This is a genomic window from Paenibacillus sp. F411, assembly GCF_017582705.1.
GTDB classification, from domain to species: Bacteria; Bacillota; Bacilli; order Paenibacillales; family Paenibacillaceae; genus Paenibacillus_AQ; species Paenibacillus_AQ algicola.
This window is the reverse complement of sequence record NZ_JAGFIP010000014.1, coordinates 60,775-79,252: the sequence shown is the minus strand read 5'-3', so window position 1 is coordinate 79,252 and position 18,478 is coordinate 60,775. Positions and strand designations below refer to the sequence as shown.

The following is an 18,478-nucleotide window of genomic DNA, read 5'->3' as shown; positions in this document are numbered from 1 at the left end:
AGGGATATTTCAAAATGACAGCGCTATCAAAAAAGAGCGGCTCCAGTAAACCGGGGACCCGGCTCCGGAAGCGAACGGCTCTGGTGCTCAGCTTGCTGCTTGCAGCCACTCATGTCCCGGTGACGGGTGGAGCTTGGACAACACAGGTGTCCGCTCAATCGACACTCGTCAACCAGCTGGAAGAAAAGAGCCACTGGGCAGCCCCGGTGCTGCAGAAGTGGCATAACGAAGGACTGCTTACAGGCTATCCGGATGGCAGTCTGCGGCCGGATCAAGTGATTACACGGGCGGAGCTGGTCAAGCTGCTTCACACGATGTTTGGTTTTCGTGAGCAAGGCAGTGCAAGCTTCCATGATGTCAAAGCTGAGCAGTGGTTTGCGGCCGCAGTCTCTTCGGTGGAAGCGGCGGGATATGTACGAGGCTATCCGGACGGCAGCTTCCGTCCAAGCCAGGCAGTTACACGAGAGCAGGCTGCTCATGTGCTGGCAGGACTGTTTTCTCTTAACGCACCGGCAGACACATCTTTAACCGGCTACAAGGATGCCGGCGATGTGAGCAAGTATGCGCAGGAAAGCATGGCAAAGCTTGCAGCCAGCGGGATCCTGCAGGGCTATCCGGACAGCACCCTTCGGCCACGCACTCCGCTTACACGAGCAGAGCTGGTCAGTCTTCTGGAGCGGTTAGCGCCGAGGATGATGAAGCAGGGAGAAACACTCACAGGTGAAACCGTCAAGGGCAATCTGCTGGTTCGAGCAGCAGGTGCGGTGATCCGCAATACTATAGTGAATGGAAACGTATTTCTCGCAGCTGGTATTGGTGAGGGAGATGCGTCTTTAGAGCAAACGACGGTCAAAGGCACTCTGTTTGTCCATGGCGGCGGCAGCAATAGCATCTATCTGGCTGACTCTTCTGTAGAAGAGCTGCAGTTGAATAAACAAGAGGGTCCGGTGCGAATCGTTATTTCGGGAGCCTCGGAGATTGGCCGCGTGGATGTGCAGACCCCGGCGGTGATTGAGGTGGAAGAAGGAGCCTCTATCGAGGTGATCCATATTCATTCCGGTGCAGCGGGTACCACGATTACCGGTAAGGGACAGATCCGCGAAATCACAAATGAGGGGGATGAGGTTACCCTGAACGGCACAACCTTGGGTCGCGGGAAGACAGAGCCGGTCGGGGGTGTAGTACCGCAAACACCAGGCGGCACTCCGCAGACCCCTGCTGCGCCAGGCTCCGGAGGCGGCACTCCGCAGATTCCTTCCGTGCCAAATCCCGGCAGTGGAAATCCACAGCCGGAGCCGGGAGACGAGAGCGACTGGACATTGGTGTGGAGTGATGAATTCGATGGGACAGGCTCCAACCTGGATGTGAACGGAGTCAACCTGGATTTATGGGATTATCAGCTGGGAACCGGAGCCGAGTACGGTCTGGACGGCTGGGGAAATAATGAACAGCAATATTACCGGGCGGAAAACGCCAAGGTGGAGAACGGCAGCCTGATCATTGAGGCGCGAAATGACGGTTACGGAGGGAAGCCGTACACGTCTTCCCGACTGTACACGCAGCCGACCTTTACTAAGAAATATGGCCGATTTGAAGCGCGTATGAAGCTTCCGGTCGGGTCCGGCTTCTGGCCTGCCTTCTGGATGATGCCGGCCGACAATCGGTACGGAGGCTGGGCGGCTTCCGGAGAAATCGATATTATGGAAGCCCGAGGCCGGCTGCCGGGAGAGGTTGGCGGAACGATCCATTATGGAGAAAACTGGCCGCTGAATCGGAGTACAGGAGCGGAATACCATTTCCCGGAGGGTACCGATATTTCGGATTTTCATACGTATGCCGTGGAATGGGAGCCTGGAGTGCTGCGCTGGTATGTCGATGGCGAGCTTTATCAGGAGCTGACCAACTGGGACAGCTGGGGCAAGAATATGCCAGCCAAATATGCGTTCCCGGCTCCATTTGATCAGGAGTTTTACCTGATCTTGAATTTGGCCGTGGGCGGCAATTATGATGGGGGACGCAATCCGGATGCCTCTTTGCTGCCTTCGACTATGGAGGTGGATTATGTTCGTGTTTACGAGCTGACAGGCAGACCATACAACACGCCCGTAGAGCCGCAGGTGCTGGCTGAGCCGCTGCCTGAAGGGGCCAAAGAAGCGGTCAATGGGAACTACGTGCATGATATGCTTTACGAGCAGCCGATCAAGGAAGTGGCTGCAGACGGGGAAGCCTTAAGCCCGGATTATTGGAATTTTGTTCATATCAGCACCTTTGGCGGCAACGGAACTGCGGCCGTAGAATTGCTGGACGGCATTCCATTTGCCAAGCTGGGCATCACAGCTGCCGGTAATGCTGCGCATGCGGTGCAGCTTATACAGCATGTTTCGCTGGGTAAAGGAAGATGGTATAAATTAAGCTTTGATGCCAAGGCCGGGGCAGATCGGACGATGGCAGTGAAGCTGGGAGGAGGCGCTGATCGAGGCTGGGGCGCTTATTCCAGAACGCTTGAAGCCCAGCTGAGTCCCGAGCTTCAGCGCTACGAGCTGGTTTTCCAGATGGAGAAAGAAACGGATCTGAATGCCAGACTTGAATTTAACGCGGGCTTGAATATGTCCTCCGTATGGATCGGCAACGTCAAGCTGGAGGAAAGTAACGCTCCAGCCCTATACCCGGATGAGCCGAAGCCGCCTGTCAATGATAATTACATTTATAACGGAACCTTCGATCTGGGCCGGATCGATCGGATGACATTCTGGCACTTGATGACTGACGGAGCCGCGGCGACAGCAGCTGTTGATTCGGCAGCCCGGGAGCTGAAGGCTGCGATTACAGACGGGGGAGCTTCGGAGACGGCGGTCAAGCTGGTACAGCCGGGCGTCCGTCTGGTTGGCGGCAGCTCGTATAAGCTCAGCTTCGACGCAAGAGCAGATCAGGAACGGACGATTCAAGCAGCTCTTTGGAACAAAGAGGGTACAGTGATTTATGCAGCTCCTCAGGCCATAGAGCTAACGGAGCAGATGGAGAGCAAGACCGTCACTTTCGAAATTCAGGCGCCTTCCGATGAAGAGGGGCAGCTGGTATTCTTGCTGGGCGGACGTGCCGGAGATGTATATCTGGACAATGTGAGCTTGACGCGTGAGGGAAATTCTGCGAATGAGCTCTCACTGGATGAGCAGTTTCCATTGAAGAACGGCAGCTTCTCGCGGGGCACAGCCAATTGGAGCGAGCATGTACAAGGCCGGTGGGATGGATGGGATCAGCAAACCCGGTACTCGGTCGAGGACGGTGAGCTGAAATTTCACATTTCCAGCGCCGGCAATCAGCCATGGGATGTTATGCTGATGCAGACGGATTTCCCTCTGCGTAGTGGCAGCACGTATGTTGTTTCCATGGATGCCAGATCCACGATGGACCGTCCGGTGGAGCTGGTGATTGAAACAGGTCAACAGCGGTATCTTGAAGAAACCGTTCAGCTGACAGACAGCATGCAGCATTTCAGCTTTGAGCTGCCTGTAAACGACGATCTCGAAGTCTCGTTCAGGCTGCTTATGGGCAAGCTCGCTGGACTGCAGTCCGGCTCGCATGATATCTATGTAGACAATATTCGTGTAGAGCAGAAGGGTGCGCGGGATCAGGCTTTTCTCGCTGTCAACGGTGATTTCTCAGACGGCCTTACCGGCTGGGGCACGCACTTGCAGGGACAATATGACGGACCCTCCTCCGCTTCCTTCCAGGAAGATGCGGGAGAGGCTCGTGTCAGTATCAATCATGCGGGAATAAATCCATGGGATATTATCTTGATGCAGACCAACAAGTCTTTGAAGCAGGGTCAAACGTATCTGGTTTCCTTTAGGGCAAGATCGACAAGTCCAAGAGCGATTGAAGCTGTCATTGATAATCACGAGTATACCCGGTTTCTGAACGAAACGATTGATTTGACTTCAGAGATGCAGATCTTCAGCTTTGAAGTGACACTTGAGAGTGATCAGAACGCCGGGCTCAAGTTCCTCATGGGTGCAGCGCCAGGTATAGGCGCAGATCGTCATGATATTTATATCGATGATGTGCAAATGGAGCTGAAGGGAGCACGCGAAGCCATCAGCGGGGCTACTGTAGCACCTTAACAGCCGTATATTCGCTGAAATTTAAAAAAGGCAGCAGCCAGACCGCCGGGCCAGGGGATATAAACCTGGCCTGACGGTCTCTGCTGTCCTTTTTTTGTTTTATGTGCCATTACCCAACAAAGTGGCACAAATGTAAAGATATTGGGCTACCTTAAAGTGGATCTGAAAAGAATAATGGAGAGGAGACCAATTTGCCGTTACAGGAGGATGAATATGGACACTGTAAAATATGAATATGATGACCGCGGCCGCTTTGTTGTGGAGCAGTACAACAGGGCCGAACCGTTCTCCAGCTTTCTGCCTGGCATGGCCGGCAAGACCGGGATTCCGCTATGGCTGTTTTATGTGAATCGGGGACAAGGGGTGGCCAGCTTCGGCATTGAGGATAAAAATAGTGCCATAATGGAGTTTTTTCCTGCCAACAAAGCCTATCAACTTGTACCTCAACAGGGTTTCCGTACCTTTATCAAATACAGGACTGCACAAGGAGAGGGCTTTCTTGAGCCGTTTGCTATAGAAGAAGCAGGAAGAGACCGCACCGAGCGCATGTTGATTTCTCCGAATATGCTTGAACTGGAGGGAAGCTATCGATCTGAAGGCTTCACGGTAAAGGTAAGTTACTTTACTATGCCTGGGGAGAGCTTTGCAGCGCTTGTGCGGGACGTTTCGATTACGAACATTTCAGGACAAACGATGGACCTAGAGGTGCTTGATGGTATGCCTGCCGTCATTCCATACGGGATGAATCATTCGGCTTACAAAGAGCTCGGTTACACACTAAGGAGCTGGATGGATGTCCAGCATCTGGAGTCAGGCATTCCCCTGTACAGCCTGCGCGGCAGCATTGCTGATACGGCTGAGGTCAATGCGATCAGCGGAGGACATTTTTATTTAGGTTCTGCGTCCCATTCCCGGCTCAGACCGTGCAAACCGGGCCGTCCTATTGTCGATATGGATCTGATCTTTGAGCAAAATACGAGCTTGACACGCCCTGACGGCTTTCTGAACAGGGGTCTGGAAGCGATATTGTCTGCTCCGCAGATTACAACGAATAAGGTGCCTGGTGCGTTCACGGGAGCAATCCAAACGCTACAGCACGGTGAAAGCCTACAGATCATATCGATGACCGGGCATGTTAAGGATATTGGCCGTATTCATGCAAGAGCGGAGGAGTTTGTAAGTCCTGTCTATATCGAGCGCAAGAAACAGGAGGCGTCCGAGGTGGTGTCGCAGTACACTCAGGATGTGGAAACCCGGACTGCCCTGCCCCATTTTGATGAATATATTAAACAGAGCTATATGGACAATTTTTTGCGGGGCGGCTATCCGCTTATTCTAGACAATGGCACGGAGGAAGGAGCAGTCTATCATATTTTCTCCCGCAAGCATGGTGATCTGGAGCGGGATTATAATTTTTTCAAGCTGCTTCCGACCTTTTATTCTCAAGGTAACGGAAATTACCGGGATGCGAACCAGAACCGCCGCTGCGATATTTTCATCCATCCCCAGGTTCATGACTTCAACATCCGCATGTTTCTCAGCTTGATTCAGCCTGATGGCTATAACCCGCTGGTCGTTAAAGGCTGCTCTTTCAGACTGAAGGATACAGCGGGGCTGCTTGAGCATGTGGAGGAAGAACATCGGGAAACGATGAGCCGCTTTTTTGACAAGCCCTATCATCCGGGAGAACTGCTGAATCATATGATGGACAAACACATCGCTCTGGTCATCACGCCAGAGGAATTTATGCAGGAAGCACTTCGTCGTTCGGAGCAGAGCTTTGAAGCAGAGTTCGGGGAAGGCTACTGGATCGATCACTGGACGTATAACATGGATCTGGTCGAAAGCTACCTGACGATCTATCCTGACCGGCAAGAGGATTTGCTATACGGCAGCAAGTCCTATACCTACTTTGACAGCCCTGCTTTCGTAGCTCCGCGCAGCCGGAAATATGTACTGACGCAAGAAGGCGGGGTACGTCAATATGGGGCCATTGAGGAGAATGAGGACAAGGAACGCCGTCTCAGCCATGCATCCGGCGGACATTGGGTCACCTCTGCTAACGGTGGGGGAGAGGTCTATCGCTCCACACTGTTTGAGAAGTTGGTTATTCTAGCTGCTGTCAAGTTTGCGACACTGGATCCCGAGGGACTGGGTGTTGAAATGGAGGCAGGCAAGCCGGGCTGGAATGATTCCATGAACGGACTGCCCGGGCTAGTTGCGTCCGGCTTCGGGGAGACCTGCGAACTAAAACGGCTAATGGAAGCACTGGAGCAATGGAACACCCAAGAAATCTCCATCCCTGCAGAGGCTGCCGAGCTTATGGACACGATTGCAGTTGAACTGGAACATTACGAGACCTCTGAGGAAGCAAGCAGAAATATGCTGTATTGGGATCATGTTTCATCTGCCCGCGAGTTGTATCGCAGCCGTGTTGCAGAGGGCTTTGAGGGGTCAGAGACAAAGCTGTCACCTGAGCGAATTGGACAGCTCCTCAAGCGCTGCTTAAGCAAGCTTGAAGATGCTATGCAAAGAGCTCTTGCCATAGGCAATGGTATTTATCCAACGTACTTTTGCTACGAAGCAGAGTCCTATACCCTTCTTGAAGACGAAGAAGGAAAAGCGCAGTATGACGCGAAGGGCAGACCACTTGTCAAGGTTGAGCAGTTCCGCCGGGTGGATGTTCCGCGTTTCCTGGAAGGGCCTGTGCGTGCATTCAAGGTGCTGAAGAAGGATGAGGAGCGCAAACAGCTATACAAGGCAATCCGAAGCAGTGGTATTTATGACCGCAAATTGAAGATGTACAAGGTGAACGAATCGCTGGCAGGACAGCCGCTGGAGCTGGGGCGTTCAACCATATTTACACCGGGCTGGCTGGAGAATGAATCCATATTCATGCACATGTCATACAAGTATCTGCTGGAGCTGTTAAAAGGAGGACTGTATAAAGAGTTCTTTGAGGATATGAAGCATTCAATGCCTCCGTTTTTTGATCCTGCAGTATACGGCCGCAGTATTCTGGAAAATTCCTCGTTTATTGCAAGTAGTGCCAATCCGGACGAAACCCTGCATGGCAGGGGATTTGTGGCGCGGCTTAGCGGCTCTACGGCAGAATTTCTGAACATGTGGTTTGTGATGATGGCCGGCGAACAGCCGTTTCAAGTGAAGGATGAGGGTTTAACACTGCGCCTGCTTCCCAAACTTCCCGGTTGGTTGTTTGACGAGTCGGGTGAGGTCAGCTTCCGTTTTCTTGGTGCTTGTGAGGTGACCTACTGCAATTCGCAGCGACAAGACACGTTTGCTCTTAACAGCAGCAGTATTCGGTATGTGCTGACGCTGCAAGACGGCAGCAAGGTGGAGACTTCTGGTGTTATTTCCGAGCCTTATGCGAGTCTTGTTCGTTCAGGGAAGGTTGCTGCCATACGAGTTCAGCTGTTCAGCTGATGCTTATGTAAAAAATAATGAACCCGCCCGCCACAGCTGAATGCTGCAGCGAGCGGGTTCTCTGTTTTCAGGCCAGCTTGTCCCTGTATTCCTGCGGGGTTAGGCCGAATTTATCCTTGAACAATTTGATGAAGTAGCTGGTCTTCATATAGCCCAGTCCCTCCGCGATCTCGTACACCTTCTCGTTCGTGTTCCGCAGCTTGTAGGTGGCCTGCTCCATCTTCAGGCGGAATAAATAATCGCTGATGCCTTCACCGGTTTCCAGCTTGTAGACCTTCGAGAGATAGGAGGGATTCAAGAACACATGCGCTGCGATGGATTGCAGGGACGCCTCGCTAAGATGATGGTACACATAGTCCTGAACCTGTCGAACAAGACTGGACCGTGAATCCTTGGTTTCAGCGTCCATGCTCTGCTTGTAAACCTGCAAAATGCTCATGGACCAATCGCGCAGCTGCTGGATGGTATGGAACTGAGGGCCATTCACCAGCTTCTTGTATTCCTCCCCGAGCAGCTCCTGAATCCAGCGCTTGCTCTTATGAATGGAGTAGCTGAATGCACTGACAATCATGAAATAGGTCTCCAGAATATGCTCATGAGAGTGGCTCCATTTTTGCTCCAATTCATTAAATATAGCATCCATCTTCTCATCCAGGGCTTCCCATTGACCGGCCTCAATGAGGTGGACCAGCATCGGGGGATCATATAAATGCGTCAAGGAATTCACGGACCTTGCTTCCGGCTCCGGCTGCTCGGCAAGGGTCAGCAGCAGCTCCCGATCGCTGCCGATATGCTGGCGGAACTGGATCACGGACTCATCATAGAGCTTCTTCACTTGCTGTGGGAATGGACCCCATCTGCTGAGCAGGACCGAGATCGTCCCCTTCAGAAATTGCTTGACGCTGTGCTGCAGCCGGGACGCTTTGTTCTCGGCTTTATCCTTCCAATCCAATTCGGTGCTTCCAGCACCCGGCTTAGGCTGAATCAGGAAGATGAGATAGCCATGCTTATCCTTGATCTGCCAAATGTGAAACGTGTCGACAAACAGCTCCTCCGCCATATTAAAGATGGCATACTCCATCAGAGGAACATCATTCCCCCGATAGCGGTCAAAATAATCCTCCAGCCGGATCAGCATCAGGCTGTACGGCACCTCTTGCCGCAGAGGCAGCTCTAATAGCTCCAGCCGCTCATCCAGCTCCTCAAATGAAACGCGTCTGCCCTCAAGCAATTCCATGAGCAGATGATTGCGAAGGGCGGGCTGGTTAAGCTTAATGGACTGCATTGCATTCTGGTATGAAGCGATGGACTTCCACTCGTCCTCAATGCTCTTGAGGGCTTTCGTCACAGCACCCAGCACTTCCTCGTCTTCACAGGGCTTGAGTAAATAATCGGTCACCTGATTTTGAAGCGCGCGCTTGGCATAATCAAAATCATCATATCCGGTGAGAAGGATACAGCGGATTTTTTCCCATGAAGCTCTGACCTGCTCGATCAGATCGAGCCCGGAGTCTCCGGGCATGCGAATATCTGTGATCATAACACTGATCGGGTGGACGGTGATAATCTCCAGAGCCTCCCGAGCCGAGTAGGCTTTATGAACTTTCACAATGTCGAGCTGTTCCCAGGGTATCATTTCCGCGAGGTCATCTACCAGGTCGGGCTGGTCATCGACAATAAGAAGCTGATGCATCTGTCACACTCCAATTCTTGTAAGCTTTGCTGCTGTGCAGCCGATTGAAATCAAGGGAGACCGCTAAAGCAGGCGACTCTTATTCGCCGGGCTCTATCGGCCATTGGATCCTCACCTTCATCCCGCCATGCTCCCCGGGAGCAAAATTCAGCGACGCCTCATTCCCGAATTGCAGGAAGATGCGCTGGTGTATGTTCCACAAGGCCGTGCCGGTTTCCGTCGTCGGAGGCAGCGTAATGCGATGCTGCAATTCTTGAATCTGATCCAGGGTCATGCCCATGCCGTTATCCTCAATGGTAATGCAGTTCAGTCCGTCCGCCTGCTCCCCGCTGATCGTTACGATGCCGTCCATAGCAGATTTCTCAATCCCATGGATGACAGCGTTCTCAACGAGTGGCTGCAGCAGCAGCCTTGGCACCTCAAGTCTCAGCATGCTGTCCGGCACATCAATCTCGTACGACAAATGCTGGATATGCATTTTCTGAATTTCGAGATAGCTCTCAATGAGGTTTAATTCCTCGCTCAGCGCGGCGCTCGATTTCTCGCTCCTTGTGGTGTACCGGTAATATTTACTCAGGTGCATAGCCATATCCATAACCTGCTGCTTCTTGCCCAGCCGAGCCAGACTGCGAATCAATGCAAAGCAATTGTACAAAAAATGCGGATTGATCTGCGACTGAAGCTGCTTCAGATTCGCCTCCCGCGTGCTGATCTGCTCTGCATACACCTTGTGAATCAACCGGTCAATGTCGGATGCCATATCGTTAAAGCGCTCAAACAGATACGAGAATTCGTTGTTCGGATTTACCGTGATCCGGGTGGAATACTCGCCGTCCCGCAGCCGCTGTACATTTCGGATGAGCAGCCATATCGGACGCTGTACGTTCCGGTACAGCAGATACGCAGCGACAGTGCTTAGGATCAAGAGCAGGCCGATCGATCCATAAAAAAGATTACGCGATTTCACAATAGGCTCCAGAATGGCCTCCAGCGGATAATAATCGACCAGATATCCGTCCAGGGACTCGATCCGGACGGTACTTACCAGATACTGTTCACCTGCAAGCTCCATCACCGTACTGTCCTGACCCCTAAGAGGCTCAGCGGCGATCCGCCTGCTCAATTCCTCCATCTTGTCCAGATCGGCGGTGCTGTTCGTAATCATCTGGTCCGAGGGCAGGAGCATAAAGGGATCTCCCTGTCCCCCCAGCTTGAAGCGGTCCAGATCCTTGGCCAGCAGATCCTGCGGAAATGAAACCTCCACGACAAGCCCGGCCTGTTCAATGCGGTCTCGCATGCTCTCCGGCTTGACGACATGGCGGACATACCGATACTCCATGCGCCCGCCGACGTTCATTTCTTTGAACTGCCAGGTTGGCGATGCGATGCGTTTCAGCTCCTCCAGATCAAAGGCCGCGCGCGGATTCGTAGAGACGATATCCTGCTGCTGCGGAGCAATGACGCTGTATTGTGTATCCCACCGTTCCGCAACATTTAACAGGCGGAGGCGCTCCAGCATCCGGGATTTCTCAGAATTGCGCTCATAGGCCGTCCGGATGGAGGGCAACTGCTGCAGCTCTTGAATGTGGATATCCTCACTAAGAAGAAAAGCAAGGGTGGATAAATTGTCGACGCTGTTGTCGAATTCGGTAGCAAGGAAGCGCAGATCCTTCTGCTTCATAGCCCGGATTTCACTGCTTACGACCGAGACACTGACCCGGTTGGACAGGCTGTACAGCACCAGGATCGGGATCAGCAGCAGCACGAGCACGATAATCATCTTGGTTAATGTATTGGTTTTGATCGGTAACAACATCACTTCTTCCCTTCCTTGGTGAACGGCGCCGGCTCAGAATAGTCAACAGAATGGCATCGTTCCAAAAATCGTGGTCTATAAGCATGGGAGCGCTGTTGATACAATTATTAATACAGAAACCGTTGAAAATCAATCCATGTCAACAATTAAGTAGAGGAGCGAAGCAGGATGGAAAGCGTGAAAAGCAACCCGCAGGCAGCACCAAAGCCTTCCGTCAGTAAAGTAAGAAAAAGCAAAAAGCCAAGGGAGAAGCTAGGCAGAACATGGCCGCTGCATCTCATGCTGTTACCGGCTGCGCTGGTGACCCTGATTTTTGCCTATGTGCCTATGGGCGGCCTGATTATGGCCTTTCAGGATTTCAAGCCATACGATGGCGTCTTTAATTCTCCATTTGTCGGTCTGGAGCATTTCCGATTTATGTTCGAGTATCCCGACAGTAAGCAAGTCATTATCAACACCCTGATTATTGCAGGACTCAAGATCGTGTTCGGGCTTCTCGTTCCGTTCACCTTCGCGATTCTCCTGAATGAAATCCGCCTGACTCTGTTCAAGCGGGTCGTCCAGACCCTGGTTTACCTGCCCCACTTTATTTCATGGGTCATTCTGGGTGCCATCCTGACCGATATGCTTGGCAGTGAGGGCATCGTCAACGGCATGCTGCAGGCCATGGGTATGGATCCGATCTTTTGGCTCGGGGACGGGAACTGGTTCCGGTTTACGGTCGTCGTCAGTGACATTTGGCAGAACTTCGGCTTTAACACTATCGTGTTCCTTGCGGCATTAGCGGGTGTGAATCCGTCGCTGTACGAGGCGGCCGAGGTGGATGGCGCGAACCGCTGGAAGCAGACGCTGTATATTACGATCCCAGCTATGATTCCGATTACGGTCGTAGTCGCCACGCTGTCGATCGGTAATATTCTGAATGCAGGCTTTGACCAAATCTTCAACCTGTATAACCCGCTTGTGTACGACAAAGGAGATATCATTGATACGTTTGTCTACCGCACCGCGATTTTGAATGGACAGTTCAGCTTTGGTACGGCAGTCGGCATGTTCAAGTCGGTGGTCGGTCTCGTACTGATCGTCATCTCTTACCGCCTGGCAGCAAGATATGCAGGCTACAAAATATTTTAGGGCGAAGGAGTAGAAAGAGATGTATTACAAAACAAGCGGCTATCGCATATTCAGTATCTTCAACTACACACTGCTCACATTGATCTGCATATCCTGTGTGCTGCCGTTGCTTCATATTCTGGCGGTCAGCTTCAGCGGAAGTGCACCGGCGAACTCCAACCTGGTTGGACTTCTGCCCATTGATTTCAACGTCGAGGCATATAAGAAAACCTTGAACAACAGCAACTTCCATCAAGCATTGTCGATGGGCGTGTATCGGACACTGCTCGGCACCTTTGTCGGCATGGTACTGATCGTGCTCGCCGCCTACGCGCTGTCCAAGGATTCACACGGCTTCCGCAGTCGATCCTTTTACACCTGGTACTTTCTGTTTACGATGCTGTTCAGCGGGGGGATCGTCCCGGCCTACATGCTGATTCGTAACCTGGATCTGATGAACTCCATCTGGGCGCTCGTACTTCCGGTTGCCGTCAATGTCTTCAACATGGTACTGATGATGAACTTCTTCCGGGCTGTGCCGAAGGAGCTGGAGGAGGCGTCACTGATTGACGGCGCGGGCCATTTCCGTACCCTGTGGAGCGTATTCCTGCCGATTTCCATGCCGGCGCTGGCCACCATTTCCCTGTTCACCATGGTCTTTCACTGGAATTCCTGGTTTGACGGACTGCTGTTTATTACAGACTATAAGAAATATCCGTTGTCTACGTTCCTGCAGACCGTCATTGTTCAGCAGGATTTCAACAAGATTAACCCGGATGTGAATGAGCTCAAGAACATTTCCCAGCGTACCGTAAAATCCGCTCAGATCTTTATCGGAACGCTGCCGATTCTGTTAGTATATCCGTTCCTGCAAAAATATTTTGTGAAGGGTATTATCCTGGGTGCGGTAAAAGAATAACGGCAAGACATAATAAATTAGCATAAATGCAAATATTGTGGCATTTCGGAGATTGCAGCAGCCGGGTTATAGTGTAAACGTATTCAAGAAGCACGACACAAAAACAATGATGGGGGAAGTACACATGAAAAAATGGATGTCTGTTTTGTTGGTAGGCACGCTGTCCTTGAGCTTGGCCGCATGCGGCAGCAGCAATAACAGTGAAACCGATACAGCGAACAATAACACATCGCAGAATGAAGGCTCGACGGGATTTGAGAATGGCAAATATGATCCGCCGATTACGCTGACTACAGTACAAGGACTTGACATCAATGCTTCGATCTTCAAGCAAGGCGAGACGATGGAGAACAATGTGCACACCGAGCTTATTAAGGACCGGCTCGGCATTGAGCTGAAATATGACTGGGTCGTAACGAACACGAATGACGCCTACAAAACCAAGCTCCGGCTGATGCTTTCTTCCGGGGAGAAAATGCCGGATGTCGTTCGCTACCGCGGGGACATGGAAACCGTCAACATGCTGATTGACTCCGGCCAGTTTATGGCTGTCGATGAGCTCGTTGAGCAATATGCCGGCGAGGAATACAAAAAGGGCCTGGAGCTCGATCCAACGATCTGGTATCCGGTAACACGCGACGGCAAGAAGATGGCACTTCCGATTCTGGATTACGCCTATAACTCGAACCAGACGCTGTTTATCCGGGAGGATTGGCTGAAGAAGCTGAACCTGAAGGCGCCAACGACGCTGGAGGAAATGGAGCAGGTGATGGATGCTTTCGTAAACCAGGATCCGGACGGCAACGGCAAGAAGGATACCATTGGTCTTGCAGCAGGCTTCAAGAATGGCTTTAACAACTGGATGACCGACATCGGCTTCGTGTTCGGAGCGCACGGCGTAATTCCAGGCAGCTGGAATCCGGATGAAAACGGAAAGCTGAGCATGGGCTCTGTCGATCCGGCAGCCAAGGAAGCCCTGGCTACGATCCAGTCCTGGATGGAAAAAGGCTACATTTCTCAAGACGCAGCCTTGAAGGATGAAGTTGGCGCGTCGGAGTTCTTTACAAAAGGTCAGGCCGGCATGATGGTAGGTCCGAACTGGATTCCGGCATGGCCGCTGCCAGACTTCGAGAAGAACGTACCGGATGGCGAGTATAAAGCGTACCCGCTGCCTGCAGGTCCTACGGGTAAAGCAGGCGCCGCTGGAAACAACCCGCCTGTAAACGGCTACCTGTTCATCAACAAGGATGCCAAGAACCCGGAAGCGGTTCTCCATTACTACAATTTCTTCTTCGATAACTTTGCAAATCCGGCAGAGGGCAGCGAATTCGCTCAGGGCTTTGCAGAAGGCTATGATTACGCAGTAGGTCCGGACGGCAAGGTTATCAAAACGACAGAGGAAGCCAAGGCCAATCCGGAGCTGTTCCCTGGCGTAGATTTGAACAACCCGCTGCCAAACCCGATGTTCTACACCTTGACGTATGAAGGTGCACGGATTCCGACGCTGTACGCCGAAAGTATGGTCAAGGCCGCGGAGGGCGGCGAGCTGGAAACTCCTTACGAGAAGACTGAGGTCGGCGGACGTCATCCCGAGAACGTTCAGGCTATGAAGGTGATTATGGATCAGCAGGACATTTACCTGAAGAACTACTACATGGGTCCACTGACAGAAACGATGCAGAGCAAGAATGAATTGCTGAACAAACTGATTAACGAAGCGTACAACAAGATTGTGTACGGTCAGGTTTCGGTCGACGAGTTCGATAAGATGGTCGAGAACTGGAAGAAATCCGGCGGTGAGCAAATCACGGAAGAAGTTAACGCTTGGTACGATACTGTAAAATAGCACGGCTTAAAGACATCCCCCCCAAGTCTCCTTGGGAGGGATGTTTTTTTGAGTCGTGGGCAATGCTGACCTGAGCCATGCTACAATAGAAGAAAGCGAAAATGGGAGGATCACATGTCCTGGAGTAAATTGAAGCAGCAGTTAGAGAGCTTTCTGAGCCCCGCGCTGCAGGGGAAGGTGGAGTACCGTGCTACGAGCTACCGGTATGCGCCTGATAAGGCAGGAGACTGCTATATTACCGCATTCAAGCACAATGTGCTGAATATGAATGACCCCGGCAGCCCTGTCACATGGTATGCCTCCGAGCAGGAAATCAAGCAGGATGACACGATTCAGCTGCACATCTCTCCGGAAGAGGTAGAGGCAGTCCGCGCTGGCACAAATAGCAGCATTCCAGAGGAGCGGCTGCGGGTCATGGCAGCAAGCCGGAAGAAGACCGCGCTCGCCAAGGAGCTGATGTCGGTCCAGACCGCGCTGGTTAAATCGAGCTTTACGGTGAAGGCCACACATTTTTTATCCACTTCTATAGAAGAAAATTTGGAGAGCAAGGATATTCTGCTCAATATTCTGGCCCTGGTGGACCGGCGGGTGGGGAGAAAGCGTCTGCTGGCTCTGACCGACACCATGAAGCTTAAGCATCCTGCGGTGCAGTATTTCTATGAGCTGCGGCGGAGTGCGCTGTAATGGAGAGGGCTACGCCATGAAAGGAAGAAAGTCCTGCTGGACGTGAGGCTTAGATAACCTATATGCTAGGGAGCATGAATCTATGGTTTGGGGGATGTCTGATTAATTATGTTGAAAAAAGAAATAGCTTATATCCGCAAGCAATTCAAGCTGGATCATGAGAAGCTTCATATATACGACATTCTGAACGTGTATATTATGAAGGATAGCAGCGAGGTGTATCATGATGAACGCCTGCCGTTTGAGATGCTGGACCGGGAGAAGCAGGAGCTGTATATGGGCAATTTCAAAAAGCTGCTGGCCGGAGAGCTCGATCAGAAGCTGTTCGAGCTGAAGCTGCACGAGGAAGCGGAGACGCCGACCCGGGTCATGCTTCACCAGGGCCTCGTAACCGGCGATCCGGAGGAGTGGCATGATCTGATGCTGCTGCTGGTGGAGAAGATGCTGACAGATACGACCTATGAGAAGGATACGGTCGTCACCTTTGTCCGGGGACAATACTATCAGCCGACTCAGGCGCGCAAGGATGAGAACGAAGAAAGCCCGAATAATGAAATGTTCGCGAACCCGTTTATTTTGTGCAGCATCAATTCGACCGAGCAGCAGCGCAAGTCCCTGCTCTTCGATTATGTAGAGCGAGAATTCAAATACAACGTGATTGTCGATCCCATCATTAAATTAAGCTCGCCGGAGCAAGGGTTCTTCTACCCAAGCGTGACCGACGGCTATTCCGATGTGAACCGGGTGCTGTACTGCTCGGGTAAGCCGAATGATCCCAATCTGCGCTTCATAGAAGAGGTTCTGAATGCGGAGAAGACGGTAACCGCGCTGGAGGAACGCTCTATTTTTGAGGAGATTGTGAAGGAGGTCGCAGAAGACCAGCTGGATGCCTCCAAGATTGCCAGTGTATATGAAGAAATTCATCAGGTGATCGAGACCCATGAGGAAGAGGAGCCGGCAAGGCTTGACTACAAGGATGTGGAGCGGCTGCTGACGGGAAGCGGTGTCGAGAACGTCACCGCCGAGAAGGTGGAGCGGGCTTTTGAGAGCATCGTCGATAACAAGAACTATGAGATCAAAGCGAGCAGTGTGATCCCGAAATTCAACTCCAAGTCCATTAAGATCAATACCAAGGTGGCGACCATCTCTGTCAGTCCGCAGGACTTGAAGTATGTGAAGCAGGTTAACTACCAGGGCAAGAAGAGCATCCTGATTGAGGTCGATGAGGACATTATCATTGAGGGCTTTACGCTGAGTACGGAGGATTTGTAGCGCCTGGAGGTAGATTCTTATTTCACGAGACAACTCCCTGGAGTGAAGCCCGAAGCAAAACAGTAAAGACATGGCGGAGTCGGGTAGGTTAGCCCAGCCCCGCCATGTTTTTATTATGGTGAGTACGAGAATTTTTTCTATAGCTTTTTAAGAACATATGTTCGATGACACACAGCTGCCTCTGAGGAAATGTAATATAGAACAAAACGCTGGATTCATGTGAAGGAGGATGTATATGGAAATAATTGCACTCATCTTAAATGTCCTGACGCTGTTGGTCGTGTCTGCCCTTTACTTCAAGAAACAAGAGGTTGAGGTGATTCAGGCTGAGCTCCGAGGGGAGCTGGAGAAGACAAAGGAAGAAATACGCAAGTCCATTATGGAGCAGGCTGTGCAAAATCGGCAGGAAGCCCATACCGCGGCAAAAATGAACCGGGAAGAGCTGAACGGATCTATGGGTAATATGAATCGTACCCTTATAGCGAGCATTGGGGAGCTGGCCTCTCAGCAGAAGAATCTGCTCGACAGCTTCTCTAAGCGTCTCTCTGATCTGACCGTGATGAATGAAAGAAAGCTGGAGACGATCCGCAGCACGGTGGAAGAGAAGCTCGTGCATTTGCAGGAGGATAACAGCAAGAAGCTGGAGCAAATGCGCGCTACCGTCGATGAAAAGCTGCATGCTACCTTGGAGCAGCGGCTCGGCGACTCTTTTAAAATGGTGAGTGAGCGGCTGGAGCTGGTCCATAAAGGACTAGGGGAAATGAAGACGCTGGCGAATGGAGTCGGCGACCTGCGAAAAGTATTGACCAACGTCAAGACCAGAGGAACACTGGGCGAGCTGCAGCTGGAAAATTTATTGGAGCAGACACTTACTGTAGAGCAATATGACAAAAATATCGCTACCAAAAAAGGCAGCAGCGAACGTGTAGAGTTTGCTATTAAAATTCCGGACAAGAACAACAAGGATCACTTCATACATCTGCCGATTGATTCCAAATTCCCGATTGAAGACTACCAGCGGCTGTTAGATGCTCTGGAGGAAGGCCATAGCCAGGCGGCAAGCGAGTATTCGAAGCAGCTGGATGCCAGGATTAAGAGTGAAGCCAAATCCATTCGGGACAAGTACATCGATCCGCCGAATACAACCGATTTTGCGATCATGTTTCTGCCAGTCGAGGGCCTGTTTGCTGAAGTGCTTCGCAAGCCGGGACTATGGGAGTCTATTCAACGAGAATGCCGTGTCGTCATCGCAGGCCCCACTACACTTACGGCTGTTCTGAACAGTCTCCAGCTGGGCTTCCAGACGCTGGCCATACAGAAGCGCTCCAGTGAAGTATGGCAGGTGCTTGGCGCCGTCAAAACCGAATTCGGCAAATTCGGTGACGTGCTGGAGAAGACTCAGAAAAAGCTGCAGGAGGCCAGCAATTCGATTGACGCTGCATCTACCCGGACGCGAGTTATTGAGCGCAAGCTCAAAAAAGTTCAAGAGCTGCCGGCAGTGGAAGCAGAGCAGGTTCTGCTGGAGGCAGCTATAGATTGACCTGTATAGGCAGCGGTTCGGATGATGCTG

Annotated in this window: 10 protein-coding genes; 8 read left to right on the top strand and 2 right to left on the bottom strand. The window is 51.8% G+C overall.

Annotated elements, in window-relative coordinates; all coding sequences use genetic code 11:
• The first annotated feature begins 14 nt into the window (after positions 1-14).
• Together JJQ72_RS14705 and JJQ72_RS14700 are read left to right on the top strand one after the other, a co-directional pair.
• Positions 15-4,121, top strand: coding sequence for a carbohydrate binding domain-containing protein (locus tag JJQ72_RS14705; RefSeq protein ID WP_208204135.1), 4,107 nt, complete (start codon positions 15-17; stop codon positions 4,119-4,121).
• 213 nt (positions 4,122-4,334) lie between these two features.
• Positions 4,335-7,565 (top strand): cellobiose phosphorylase, encoded by a 3,231-nt coding sequence (locus JJQ72_RS14700; RefSeq protein WP_208204134.1) that lies wholly within the window; start codon positions 4,335-4,337, stop codon positions 7,563-7,565.
• 67 nt (positions 7,566-7,632) lie between these two features.
• Here JJQ72_RS14700 and JJQ72_RS14695 read toward each other — a convergent pair whose 3' ends face one another.
• Entirely contained in the window at positions 7,633-9,258 is a 1,626-nt protein-coding gene (locus tag JJQ72_RS14695; protein ID WP_138224676.1) for a response regulator, read from the bottom strand.
• A 79-nt stretch (positions 9,259-9,337) separates the two neighbouring features.
• Positions 9,338-11,074, bottom strand: coding sequence for a sensor histidine kinase (locus JJQ72_RS14690; protein WP_243896113.1), 1,737 nt, complete (start codon positions 11,072-11,074; stop codon positions 9,338-9,340).
• Between the two features lie 279 nt (positions 11,075-11,353).
• Between JJQ72_RS14690 and JJQ72_RS14685 the strand changes: the two genes are divergently transcribed.
• The 6 genes from JJQ72_RS14685 (at position 11,354) to JJQ72_RS14660 (ending at position 18,448) form a co-directional block, all read left to right on the top strand.
• The gene (locus JJQ72_RS14685) at positions 11,354-12,208 is read left to right on the top strand and encodes an ABC transporter permease (protein ID WP_233281208.1); all 855 of its coding nucleotides are present in this window, start codon (positions 11,354-11,356) and stop codon (positions 12,206-12,208) included.
• A 19-nt stretch (positions 12,209-12,227) separates the two neighbouring features.
• On the top strand, positions 12,228-13,106 hold the full coding sequence (locus JJQ72_RS14680; RefSeq protein WP_208204132.1) for a carbohydrate ABC transporter permease: 879 nt from the start codon (positions 12,228-12,230) through the stop codon (positions 13,104-13,106).
• Positions 13,107-13,230: 124 nt separating this feature from the next.
• On the top strand, positions 13,231-14,952 hold the full coding sequence (locus JJQ72_RS14675) for an extracellular solute-binding protein (RefSeq protein WP_208204131.1): 1,722 nt from the start codon (positions 13,231-13,233) through the stop codon (positions 14,950-14,952).
• A 114-nt stretch (positions 14,953-15,066) separates the two neighbouring features.
• Complete coding sequence (locus tag JJQ72_RS14670) at positions 15,067-15,636, top strand: SF0329 family protein (RefSeq protein WP_138224681.1); 570 nt, start codon at positions 15,067-15,069, stop codon at positions 15,634-15,636.
• 108 nt (positions 15,637-15,744) lie between these two features.
• Positions 15,745-16,908 (top strand): DUF4317 domain-containing protein, encoded by a 1,164-nt coding sequence (locus tag JJQ72_RS14665; RefSeq protein ID WP_138224682.1) that lies wholly within the window; start codon positions 15,745-15,747, stop codon positions 16,906-16,908.
• Positions 16,909-17,143: 235 nt separating this feature from the next.
• Positions 17,144-18,448 (top strand): DNA recombination protein RmuC, encoded by a 1,305-nt coding sequence (locus tag JJQ72_RS14660; protein WP_243896107.1) that lies wholly within the window; start codon positions 17,144-17,146, stop codon positions 18,446-18,448.
• Positions 18,449-18,478: the final 30 nt, after the last annotated feature.